11 protein-coding genes are annotated in these 11685 nt (G+C 72.8%); 6 read left to right on the top strand and 5 right to left on the bottom strand.

What is annotated here, in order from left to right; genetic code table 11:
* Positions 1-37: 37 nt before the first annotated feature.
* The gene (locus IO24_RS47135) at positions 38-3277 is read right to left on the bottom strand and encodes an AfsR/SARP family transcriptional regulator (RefSeq protein WP_037667782.1); all 3240 of its coding nucleotides are present in this window, start codon (positions 3275-3277) and stop codon (positions 38-40) included.
* A gap of 244 nt (positions 3278-3521) precedes the next feature.
* On the opposite strand from IO24_RS47135, the gene IO24_RS0111500 reads away from it, so the two are divergent.
* From IO24_RS0111500 to IO24_RS0111480, 6 genes are all read left to right on the top strand, one after another.
* Positions 3522-4409, top strand: coding sequence for an NAD(P)-dependent oxidoreductase (locus IO24_RS0111500; protein WP_031134669.1), 888 nt, complete (start codon positions 3522-3524; stop codon positions 4407-4409).
* 128 nt (positions 4410-4537) lie between these two features.
* Positions 4538-4885: a hypothetical protein gene (locus IO24_RS46300; RefSeq protein ID WP_234335198.1), complete on the top strand. Its 348-nt coding sequence runs from the start codon at positions 4538-4540 to the stop codon at positions 4883-4885.
* Between the two features lie 214 nt (positions 4886-5099).
* Positions 5100-6161 (top strand): peptidoglycan recognition protein family protein, encoded by a 1062-nt coding sequence (locus IO24_RS0111495; protein WP_031134668.1) that lies wholly within the window; start codon positions 5100-5102, stop codon positions 6159-6161.
* 198 nt (positions 6162-6359) lie between these two features.
* On the top strand, positions 6360-7481 hold the full coding sequence (locus tag IO24_RS0111490) for an acyltransferase family protein (RefSeq protein WP_045296088.1): 1122 nt from the start codon (positions 6360-6362) through the stop codon (positions 7479-7481).
* A gap of 55 nt (positions 7482-7536) precedes the next feature.
* On the top strand, positions 7537-7767 hold the full coding sequence (locus tag IO24_RS0111485; protein WP_031134664.1) for a hypervirulence associated TUDOR domain-containing protein: 231 nt from the start codon (positions 7537-7539) through the stop codon (positions 7765-7767).
* A gap of 6 nt (positions 7768-7773) precedes the next feature.
* Positions 7774-8109, top strand: coding sequence for a DUF3140 domain-containing protein (locus IO24_RS0111480; RefSeq protein WP_031134662.1), 336 nt, complete (start codon positions 7774-7776; stop codon positions 8107-8109).
* Positions 8110-8163: 54 nt separating this feature from the next.
* Here the strand turns inward: IO24_RS0111480 and IO24_RS45600 are convergent, their stop codons facing one another.
* The 4 genes from IO24_RS45600 to IO24_RS0111460 all read right to left on the bottom strand — a co-directional run bounded on the left by IO24_RS45600 (position 8164) and on the right by IO24_RS0111460 (position 11531).
* A complete protein-coding gene (locus IO24_RS45600; RefSeq protein WP_167551602.1) occupies positions 8164-8334 on the bottom strand; it encodes a hypothetical protein in 171 nt (56 codons plus the stop codon).
* A gap of 224 nt (positions 8335-8558) precedes the next feature.
* Entirely contained in the window at positions 8559-8789 is a 231-nt protein-coding gene (locus tag IO24_RS0111470; RefSeq protein ID WP_031134660.1) for a hypothetical protein, read from the bottom strand.
* A 388-nt stretch (positions 8790-9177) separates the two neighbouring features.
* Complete coding sequence (locus IO24_RS0111465; RefSeq protein WP_031134658.1) at positions 9178-10200, bottom strand: hemolysin family protein; 1023 nt, start codon at positions 10198-10200, stop codon at positions 9178-9180.
* Positions 10197-11531 carry a hemolysin family protein gene (locus IO24_RS0111460; RefSeq protein ID WP_031134656.1) on the bottom strand — a complete coding sequence of 445 codons (1335 nt, stop codon included), beginning with the start codon at positions 11529-11531 and terminating at the stop codon, positions 10197-10199. The genes IO24_RS0111465 and IO24_RS0111460 overlap by 4 nt, the downstream gene beginning before the upstream one ends.
* Between the last annotated feature and the right edge of the window lie 154 nt (positions 11532-11685).

Here is an 11685-nt window from a genome sequence, read left to right as displayed (position 1 = left end):
CCGGATCGATGGTGACCGGCGACTCCCGTGACGCAGCTCACCGTGTCTGCGGGTGCGTTGACTCCGTCAGGGCCTCGGCCTCGTGCCGGCGTCGAGTGCCCGCCGTGAATTCCCGCGCGTACGCCGCCTCGTCCATCCTGTCGCGCAGGCGGGCCACGACGCGTTCCACGTCTCCCCGCTCCGCCGGTGGATGCGGGGCGCCGGCGCGTTCCCGGGTCGCTGCCGCCGTGCCGAGGAGACGGGTTGCCCGTTCCGGGGCGTCCTTCAGGGAGTAGGCGCCCGCCAGGCCTTCCAGGGCCAGGGCGACCGAGCGGGGGTCCTTGGTCGTGACGGCGGCTGTGAGGCCGTCCCGGTGGTGGGTCAGGGCGCGGTCGGCGTCGCCGCGCTGTTCGGCGATGAAGCCCAGTTCGGCCAGGACCAGCGCGAGGCCGGGGCCGTCGCCGCGGCGGCGGTTCCAGGCGAGCCAGGGGCGCAGCAGCTCCTCGGCGGCGTCGAGGCGGCCCTGGCGGCGGGCGCTCAGCGCGAGGCCCAGCGCGGCGAACTGCTCGGCCGGCTGGTTGCCCTGCCCGACCGCGATCCGCAGGGCGCGCCTGTGCAGGCCGTCGGCCTCGTCGTAGCGCTGGGTGAGCAGGGCGATCCGGCCGAGACCCGAAAGTTTCGCGGACATCTCGGGCCATGCCTCCAGGGCCTGGGCGATGCTCAGGCTCTCCCGGTGCAGTCGGGCGGCGAGGTCGTAGTCGCCGTTGATCTCGGCGAGCCTGCCGAGCACGTCCGTCGTCTTCAGCCGGCCCCACAGGTCGCCCAGCTCCGCGAAGTGGGCGCGGGCCTCCTCGGCGTTGCCGCGCAGCGACTCCAGGTCCCCGCGGGCCAGGGCGAAGCACGCGCGCGTGGTCAGGGCGGCGGCGGTGCCCCACGCGTCGCGCAGGGTGCGGAACCGGACCAGGACGCGCTCGACCCGCTGCTCGCCCTCGACCAGCGCCCCCACCGTCCACTGCGCGTGCGCCAGGAACCACTGTGCCCTGGCCGACTCCGGGGTGGACTCCGGCGGGTACTCCTCCAGGGCGTCGCACTCCGGGTCGTGCTCACCCAGCAGCAGGCGGATGCCCGTGTACCAGTACATCGCCTCCACGCGCTCCTCGGGCGCGGCCCCGCCCGGCGTGTCCAGGGCTGTCGCCAGTGCCCGGCGGGCCTCTCCCAGCCGGCCACGGACGTACCAGTACCAGGTCAGCGAGTTGACGAGGCGCAGCGCTTCCCGCGCGGCCCCGGCCCGGTCGGCCTCCGCCAGCGCGCGCTGTATGTTCGCCGCCTCCAGGTCCAGGTACTGGAACCAGCGGGACTGCTCCCGCTCGTGCAGACGCGGCCGGGCCCGCTCGGCGAGGCGGACGCAGTGGCGCAGGTGCCGGGCGGCGGTCCCGGCGTACTCACCGGACCCGGCGAGCCGGTCACGCGCGTAGACCGCGACGGATTCCAGCAGCCGGTAGCGCGGGCCCTGCGGCCCCTCGGTGCGGACGGCCAGCGAGCGTTCGACGAGCAGGCTCAGCGCGTCGAGGACGTCGGCGGGGGACACGCCGCCGCCGGAGCACACGTCCTCGGCGGCCCGCAGTGCGCACCCGTCGCCGAACACCGACAACCGGCGCAGCACGGTCCGTTCGCGCTCGTCGAGCAGGCTCCAGCTCCAGTCGAGCGTGGCCTGCAGCGTGCGGTGGCGTGCAGGGGCGTCCCGGAAGCCGTTGCTGAGCACCTTGAGCCGGTCGTCGAGCCGGTCGTGCAGTTCCCTGACACCCAGCGATCTCACGCGCGTGGCGGCCAGTTCCAGGGCGAGCGGGATGCCGTCGAGGCGGCGGCACACATCGGCGACGAGAGGAGCGGTGGTGGCGTCGAGGACGAACTGCGGGTCCGTGGCCCTGGCCCTGGCCACGAAGAGGCGTACGGCGCCCGCGCTCGTCAGGGCGTCGAGGTCGGGGCCGTCCTCCGGGGGGAGCGACAGCGGCGCGACCGGATACACCGTCTCGTCCCGGGTGCGCAGCGGTTCCTGGCTGGTCGTCAGGATGCGCAGGTGCGGTGCCCGGCTCAGCAGCAGGCCGGCCAGTCGCGCGACGGCCTCCACGACGTGCTCGCAGTTGTCCAGCAGGAGCAGCAGCCGCCGGCCGGCCAGCGCGTTCGCCAGGCGGTCCGTCGGGCCCTCGGCGTCGCCGTCCGAGGTGTTCTGCCGGATTCCCAGCGTCGCCATGACCTGCTCGGCCAGCACCTCCGCGCCGGCGAACCGCTTCGGGCCCCCGGCGTCCGCGAGCCCCACCAGCCAGGTGCCCTCGCCTAAGGCGCCCGCCAGACTCTCCGCCGCGGCCTGGGCGAGACGGGTCTTGCCGACCCCGCCCGGGCCGGTGAGCGTCACCAGACGGCGTTGCAGGAGCAGGGTCCGGACGGCCCGGACGTCCTGTTCGCGGCCCACCAGGGCCGACGCCGAGCCGGCCGGCTCGGGCCCCGCCTGCGGCCCCGCGGCGGATCGCGCGGGCGGCGCCGGGCGGGCCAGAACCGGATCGTGGCGCAGGATGGCCTGCTGCAGTGCCTCCAGGGACGGTCCGGGGGTCAGCCCCAACTCCTCGTCGAGCCGGCGCCGCAGATCGTTGAAGCAGTCGAGCGCGTCGGAGGAGCGGCCCGCCCGGTGGAGCGCCCGCATCAGCGCGCCCCGCAGTCCCTCGCGCAGCGGATGCCGCTCCACCAGCTCCGTCAGCTCGCCCACCAGCAGGCTGTGCTCGCCCAACTCCAGTCGTACTTCGGCGTGTTCCTCGACGGCCGCCAGGCGCTCCTCCTCCAGGCTCGCCGCCGTCGGCCGCACGGACGGCCGGTCCGTGAACTCGGCGAAGGCGGGACCCCGCCACAGCGCCAGCGCCTCGGCGTACAGCGGTGCCCGCGTCACCGGGTCCTCGCCGGACCGGGCCCGGGCGATCAGTGCACGGAACCGCCCGGCGTCGAGCGCTCCGGCCGGGACGTCCAGGACGTATCCGGGCGGCCGGTGTGCGATCAGTTCGCGGCCGCCCGGCTCCGCGTCCTCCAAAGCGCGCCGCAACTGGGAGACCTTGGCCTGGAGCGACGCCGTCGGCCTTGCCGTGAACGTCGAGCCGCCCCACAGGTCCTCGATGAGCCGCGCCGCCGGGACGACCCGCCCGTGGTGGGCGAGCAGCTCGGCGAGGAGCATGCGCACCTTGACCTCGGGGACCCGCACGACCCGACTCTCGTCCGTGCGCACCTCCAGCGGTCCCAGCACCCCGAATTCCATGATCCGAGCGTAACCGGCGGACGACCGGCGCCACATGCGACGAACAGGGCTCTGCCGTTGCTCCGGAGGGCGCCCCCGCAGCGTTTCCGAAGTCGTCCGAAGCGAATCCGAAGGGGCGAATGCCAGGGTTTTGCGGTAAGCGGTCCGGCGCTGGTGCGGAAGGCCACCCCGGGCCGCTTTCCCCTCGGCGGGCCCCGCGTGCCGGCCCGCACAGCACACCACTTCGTACTGGAGGAACAGATTCATGGGTGACAACCACACCTCGGTGTCGGTGCTCGGCCTCGGCCTGATGGGGCAGGCCCTGGCCGCCGCCTTCCTGAAGGCGGGCCATGCCACCACCGTGTGGAACCGGTCGGCGGACAAGGCCGATCGTCTCGTCGCGGACGGCGCGGTCCTCGCCGCGGACCCCGCCGACGCCGTCGCGGCGAGCGACCTCGTGGTCGTGTGCGTGTCGACGTACGACGTGGTGCACGACGTCATCGGCTCGCTCGGTGACGCCCTGTGCGGCAAGACCGTCGTCAACCTGACCACGGGCTCCTCCGAGCAGGCCAGACAGACCGCCGAGTGGGCGGAGAAGCACGATGCGCGGTACCTCGACGGTGCCATCATGATCACCCCGCCCGGCATCGGCGCCGCCACCTCCGTCCTCTTCTACGCCGGTGACCAGGCCGTCTTCGACGCCCACGAGCCGGTGCTGAAGCTCCTCGGCGGCGGCACCACCTATCTCGGCACCGACCACGGCAAGCCCGCCCTGTTCGACGTGTCGCTGCTCGGTCTGATGTGGGGTGCCCTCAACAGCTTCCTGCACGGCGTTGCCATCGTGGAGACCGGTGGCGTCAAGGCGCAGGAGTTCCTGCCGTGGGCGCACATGTGGCTGGACGCCATCAAGATGTTCACGGCCGACTACGCCGCGCAGATCGACGCCGGCGACGAGCGGTTTCCGGCCAACGACGCCACCCTGGAGACGCACCTGGGCGCGCTCAAGCACCTCGTCGAGGAGAGCGAGGCGCTCGGCATCGACACCGAACTGCCCAAGTACTCCGAGGCGTTGATGGAGGGCATCATCGCCCAGGGCCACGCCGGGAACAGCTACGCCAGCGTCGTGAAGGCATACCGCCGCCCGAACCGGTGATGCCCTGCCGCGCGGGATCGCTGCCGCGCGCAGCCCACCACGGACCCGGCCTGACCGGGCGCCGCGGTACGGGGACGGTGGTCGGAATCCGGTCGCCCACGACGGCCGGCCGAGCCTGGGGTGCGGTCATGGACCGGAATGCGTGGCACGGGAAGTACGACACGGCCGATTCCTGGATGGCGCGGCGCCTGCGGACCGTGCGGCAGCAGATCCGCCACGCCCCGGACGATGCCCCGGCCGGACCGCTGAAGGCGGTCAGCCTGTGCGTCGGGGAGGGCAGGGGTCTTCTCCACGTCCTCGCCCGTCATCCCCGGCGCCACGAGGTGCGGGCGAGACTGGTCGAACCGGACCCCCGCAACGCCGAGGCGGCGTCGGACACGGCACGCCGGGCGCACCTGGACGGGACGACATGGCCTCGTCGGATACGACGTGCTGCGGACCGGCGCGGAGAAGCGAGGCGCCCCGTCCGCCCGTGACACGCCGGCGTCGTAATCGCGCCGATTTCGCGGTCGTTGCGTACGGCTGGGTGAGCGTCGGGGCGAGCGGCGCGAGAATGGTGAGGGCCCGGAAGCGGGCTCCGCGGGCCGGTACGGTGCCGAGACAGGCAAGGTCCGGGATCAGGCACGCTCCCCAGATGTGATCGGACCGTCTTCAGACCGGCACCCACGCGCCGGAACGGAGGACTGACTCATGGCCACCCCGCTCACCGCCGCCCGGCTCGTCGCCGCGTTGAAGGCCGAGGGCTGCGCCGTTCACGAGGTCGCCGGCTGGCGCACCAACAACCGGAACCACAAAGGCCCTTGGGGGCCCGTGCACGGCGTGATGATTCACCACACCGTCACCGGCCCCGGCACGGACGTCGTCGGGCTGATCTTCCACGGCCACAGCGCCCTGCCCGGCCCGCTCGCCACCGGATGCGTCACCAAGGACGGCGTCGTCCACCTCACCGGCAACGGCCGGGCAAACCACGCCGGCGGCGGCGACGGCGACGTGCTCAACGCCGTCATCGGCGAGTCGTACGGCACCTACCCGCCCCCGACGCACGAGCACGACGGCTCGGCCGGGGCGGTCGACGGAAACGCCCGCTTCTACGGCTGGGAGTGCGAGAACAAGGGCGACGGCAAGGACCCGTGGCCGCCCGCCCAGTACGTCGCGATGGTCAAGGCCACCGCCGCGATCTGCCGCGCGCACGGCTGGGGCCCCAAGAGCGCCATCGGCCACCTGGAATGGAGCGACTGGAAGATCGACCCGCGCGGATTCGACATGGCCGGCTTCCGCCGTGACGTCGCCGACGCCCTGGCCCACCCGGCGGGCCGGTGGGAAGGAGAGGACCCCATGCCCCAGTACGTCAACCTCGGTGCCGCCGCGCGGTACCAACTCGCGCCCGGCGCCTGGGACTCGGTCGAGTTCACCGCGGAGTGGACCGACGAGACCGGCGACCACGCCACCGGAGGCAGCGTCTTCGTCCGCGGCCCGGCCCGCTTCAGCGGAACCCTCGGCCTGCACATCGACGGTCTGCCGGCCGGCGCGGTCGTCCAGGCGCGCATGTCGGAGTACCAGGGTGACCGGCACCGGGCGGACCACCCGATCCACGAGATCGTGGGGACGGGCGGCGGCACCTTCGCGGTACTGCCCGTGACGAAGCGGATCTCGTCGGGCCGCAGTATGCGGGTGCGGCTGCTGAACCAGGCCCCCGTTCCGGTCACCGTGGCGAGCGCCGTACTGACCGTGCTGGTGTGGAAGGAGACCTGAGCACCGGCATTTCACCGGGAGACGATCGCCCGCCTCGGTACGTATAGCCGGGCATGAACCGAAGCGAGCCATGTCCGTTACGAGTTGAACGAACACGCGGCCCTGTGATTAGGGTGCGGGCGATGTTCTGCGCACACGCCACTCCCTTACTCCCGGCCGGAAGAGGCGCCCTCGCCTCGAGTCGCTTCGGGAGGGCCCGTGAGTGACACGGTGGCCACCATCCGCCCGGGGGCCGAAGCGACCCGGGTCACGCGGACGAAGGAGCAGGGCGCGGCGCTCCGCCCGGTCCGGCAGCGGGACGCGTTCTTCGACAACGCCAAGTACCTCGCGATCGTGCTCGTGGCCGTGGGGCACGCCTGGGAGCCACTGCGCCAGGGCAGCAGGGCCGTCACCGCCCTCTACATGTTCGTCTACGCCTTCCACATGCCGGCGTTCATCATCGTCTCCGGCTACTTCTCCCGTACCTTCGACGGCAGCCCGGCCCGCATCGGCCGCCTGGTCACCGGTGTCGCCGTCCCGTACGTGGTGTTCGAGACGGCGTACACGTGCTTCACCCGCTGGACCAGCCAGGACCCCGACCGCCCGGTGAGCCTGCTGGACCCCCTGTACCTCACCTGGTTCCTCGCGGCGCTGTTCGTCTGGCGGCTGACGACACCCCTGTGGCGGCTGGTGCGGTGGCCGCTCCCGCTCGCCCTGGTCATCGCGATGGCGGCGACGACCGCGCCGTCCATCGGCCACGACCTCGATCTGCAGCGCACCCTGCAGTTCCTGCCGTACTTCGTGTGCGGTCTGCTGCTGCGGCCGGAGCACTTCCGTCTGGTGCGACGGCGCGAGGTGCGGATCCTCGCCGTGCCGGTGGCCGTCAGCGCGCTGGCCATGGCCTACTGGGCGGTCCCGCGGATGGACTACGCCTGGTTCTTCCACGCCGACAGCGCACGGGAGCTGGGCGTCCCCCTCTGGTACGGGCCCCTGATGACCCTGGCCGCCTTCGGCTGCTCCCTCGTCCTGGCCGGCTGCTTCCTCGCCTGGGTGCCCGGGCGCCGGACCTGGTTCACCGTGCTGGGCGCCGGCACCCTGTCCGGCTACCTGCTGCACGGCTTCGTCGCGCAGGCCGTGAAGTACGGAGGCTGGTACGAGCCGGCCTGGGTCCGCGGCCCCGCCGGCGTGATCGCCGCCACCCTGGTCGCGGCCGTCGTCGTCACCGCCCTGTGCACACCGTCGGTACGGCGGGTCTTCCGCTGTGTGACGGAACCCCGGATGGCGTGGGCCTTGCGCGACACGGCCGCCACCCGGTCCGGTGCCCGTCGGGCTGCGCCCTGACCGACCGGCCCGCACGCTGGAGAGACAGCGCAGTTCTCCGCGAGGGAGCACCGGCATGGCGAAGGCACGCAGCGAGGGCGGGAAACCGAAGAAGGGCGACAAGGTCACCTGGAGCAGTCACGGCAGCCGGACCGAGGGCGAGGTGGAGAAGGAGATCACCGAGCGCACCGAGGCGTCCGGCCGCACGGTCGACGCCTCGCCGGACGACCCGCAGTACGAGGTGCGCAGCGACAAGTCGGGCAGGACCGCGGTGCACAAGCCGTCCGCGCTCAAGAAGAAGAAGTGAGACGGCATGGACGGTGAGGAACGCGAGGAGGCCTGGAACGACTTCCGTGAGCTGGTGAACATGACACCGGCCGGCCTGGAGACATGGCTGGAGTCCGACGACTCACGAAGCGCCGGGCAGCACCAGGACGGGGGTGAGTCCACCGGGCACGCCTCCGGCCGGCGGATCGTGGCGATCCTGCGGGCCGGGAAGGACGACCTCACGGACGACGACTACCAGCACATGCGCAAGGTCGTCGGCTACGTCCGTCGCCACCTGGCCCAGCGGCCCTCCGGCGACGTACGCGACACGCGGTGGCGGTACTCCCTGATGAACTGGGGCCACGACCCGCTCGGTGGGTGACGGCCCCGACCCGGGGAGAGTCTCCTCGGTGGAAGGCCCGACGGCCCCCGTCGATCAGTTCGCGCCGGTCTCGAGCGGGGTCGGGGCGACGCCGTTCAGCGCCTGGCTCATCTGGTGCTGGGTCTCTTCGGCCACCGCACGCGCCTCCTCGACGACGTCACCCCGCTCGCGAATGAGGCTCTCGTAGATCGGCAGTTCTTCGGTCCGGGTCGAGTCGGTTTTCACAGTGCTGTTCCTAACGCTTCGCAGCCGGGATCTGAGGGGTCCGAGTAAGTCTGCGTCACGCCCTCTCACCGCGTTACCCACCCCCGTGGTGTCCAGATTTCCGTCACGTGCTTCGCAAATTCCCCACGTTCGCGGCCGTCGCGGGCGAGATTTCGTGTCGCGGTACGAAGCGGATGCGAGAGGGCCCCGGGAATCGCTTCCCGGGGCCCTCTGCGCGGATGTCGTCAGAGCGACGTCGTGTGCACGCCCGCGTTCGCGCCCGCAGCCGCGCCCTCCGGCGAGAGGGCCGCCTGCACGGTGGCGCAGGCCTCGCCGGTCAGGGGGCCGACCAGGCCGGCGGAGAGGCCGCCCACGAGGCCCGCGGAGACACCGACGCCGCCCGCGTTGCCGCCCGCGACGGTGTCCAGGTCGGCGTCGGAGAGCTCGGCGGTGTCGACCCGAGAGGTGAGGTTCATGGGGTGTTTCCCTTCGCGTGAATGTCTCGCCAGGGCGGTGAGCGCCGGTGACAGCCGGGATCAGGGGACCGGGATTCCGTTCCGGCCGCTCCCGCCGTGCGCAGGATCAAAGCACCCCCCGGAGCGGAGAGCCAACCGCTCACCGGCGCTGCGCGGCTCCGCTCCGCCCTCGCCTTCACCCTTGTGACCACGGGGTCACCGGATGCGCGCACTCCTTCACACAGCCCGTCGCCCGCCCGGGCGATCGGGCGTTGCGTCCCGATTCCCGAAGCGGGCACTTCGCCGCCAAGCCCCCACGCCGGGGCCGGGACCCGGCGGCCGGCCGGACGCCGCGCCGCCTCCCGGGGCGCGGTGTGCAGATGTGCTGGATGTTCGGGCCCCGTTCCCGTCAGGCCGCCGCGGCCGGCTGCATCAGGCGGGCCAGCAGGTCGTCCAGGGTGACCAGGCCGGTGAGCAGGCCGGAGCCGTCGCGCACCACGGCCAGGGAGGACCGGCGGCGGCGCAGCACCTCGATCGCGTCGGCGACCGTGGCGGTCTCCGCCAGCTCGGGCACCGGCCGGGCCAGGTCCCGCGCGGTCGTGGCCCGCCCCCGGGACCGGGCCACCAGGGCGTCCCGGGCGTGCACCGAGCCGAGGACGGTGCCGTTCTCCCGGACCAGCAGCCGGGTGCGGTCGTGCTCGGCGGCGAAGCGCAGCAGCGCGTCGAGGTCCGCGCCGCCCTCGACCCAGGTGATCTCGGCGGCCGGGATCCGCAGCGCGGCGACCGGTGTGTCCGGCTCGGTCAGCGAGCGGGTCAGCAGCTGCGAGTCGGTCGCGCTGATCAGGCCCAGCCGCTCCGACTCCTCCACCAGGTGCGTCAGCTGCTCCCGGTTGTGCACCGAGGCCAGCTCGTCGCGCGGGGCCACCCGGCACAGCCGTACCAGGGCGTTGCTCACCCAGTTGAGCAGCCGGATCAGCGGACGTACGGCCCGCACCACGGCCCGGAAGGGGGGTGACAGCAGCATCGCCGAACGCTCCGGGTGGGCGATCGCCCAGGACTTGGGCGCCATCTCGCCGAGCACCATGTGCAGGAACACCACCACGACCATCGCCACGGCGAAGGCCACGCCGTAGCTGACGGCGCTGGGCAGGCCCAGTCGGTGGAGCAGCGGGTCGAGTTCGTGCGAGATCGCCGGCTTGGACACCGAGCCCAGGCCCAGCGTGCACACGGTGATGCCCAGCTGGGCGCCGGCCAGCATCAGCGACAGCTCGCGCATCCCGGCCAGGGCGGCTCCGGCGCCGCGCCGCCCCTCGGCCGCCGCCTTCTCCATGCGGTGCCGTTTGGCTGCGACCAGCGCGAACTCGGCCGCGACGAAGAAGCCGCTGCCGATGAGCAGCAGCACGGTCACGAAGAGGGCCATCGGGAAACTCACGCCATCTCCTCGGCTTCCACGAGCGGGCTGATCCGGACGCGGTCGGCCACGTGCCGGTCCAGCGTGCGGACGTCGATCACGGCCCGGCCGCCCTCGGGCAGCTCGACGGTGACCCGGTCGCCGACCGTCGGGAAGCGGCCGAGCCGGTCCACGACCAGGCCGGCCACGGTGTCGTAGTCGTCGTCCTCCGGCAGCCGGACACCGGTCGCCTCGGACACCTCGTCCACCCGGCGGCCGGCGTCCACCAGCCAGCCGTCGCCGTCCGCGACGGCGAGCACGGTGACCTGGTCGGACTCGTCGGCGATGTCGCCCACCAGCTCCTCGGCGATGTCCTCGTACGTGACGATGCCCGCCACGCCGCCGTGCTCGTCGAGGACGACCGCGAACTCGTCGTCCTGCTCCCGCATCCGCGCCACCGCGTCGGGCAGCCCGAGCGTGTCCGGCAGCAGCAGCGGTCGCCGGGCCACCTCACCGGCACGCGCGCCGGCCAGGCGGGCGGCGGGCAGCGCCATCAGCTCGCGCACGCCCAGCACGCCCACGATGTCGTCCGGGTGGTCGCCGAGCACCGGGTAATTGGAGTGGCCGTGCCGGGCGATCAGGCCGACCGCCTCCTCGGCGCCGGCGTCCTTGCGGACGAACACCGCGTCGGCCCGCGGCACCATCACCTCGTCGAGGGCGCGCTCGGAGAACTCCAGCGCGTGGTCCAGCAGCGCGGCGGTGTCCTCGGGCAGCTCGCCCTGCTCGTGGGACTCGCCGATCAGATGGCCCAGCTCCTCCAGCGTGGCGCCGTGGTGCAGTTCCTCGACGGGCTCGATGCCGGTCTTGCGCAGCAGCCGGTTGGCCGCGCTGTCGAAGATCCGTACGAGCGGGCCGACGACCTTCAGATACGCCAGCGTGGACGGGGCCAGCGCCTTCGCCAGCCGCTCGGGCACGGCGATGGCGAGGTTCTTCGGGGCGAGTTCACCCAGCACCATCTGCACGACCGTGGCCAGCACGAAGGCGAGTACGACGGCGATGCCGCCGACGGCCGCGTCGGGCAGGCCGAGCCCCGACAGGGCGGGCCTGAGCAGCGCGGACACCGACGGCTCGGCGATGAAGCCGACCACCAGGCCGGTGACGGTGATGCCGAGCTGCGCGCCGGACAGCATGAACGACAGCCGCTCCAGGACCCTGAGGGCACGGGCCGCCTTGCGGTCCCCGGCCTCGGCCTCACGCGCGAGGGTGAGCCGGTCGGCGGAGACGTAGGCGAACTCCTGCGCCACGAAGTAGCCGGTGCCGGCGGTGAGCACGAACACGGCGAGCAGGCCCAGCAGGGCCTCTGCGGCACTCATCGAACACCACCCCGCCGTGTGCCGCGATCATTGGTGCCGTGGCGGGATGGTCGGGGACTGTGCCCCGGAGGGTCCGTCGCTCTGGCGGACAAGAACGTGCTCCTCACGTGCGGCGTGTCTCCGGTTCAACGCGAGTCGTCGTTCCGGTGTTCCC

Origin of the sequence: Streptomyces flavovariabilis, assembly GCF_000725785.1 — a bacterium.
GTDB lineage: Bacteria > Actinomycetota > Actinomycetes > Streptomycetales > Streptomycetaceae > Streptomyces > Streptomyces hawaiiensis.
This window is presented reverse-complemented; position numbering and strand designations above follow the sequence as displayed.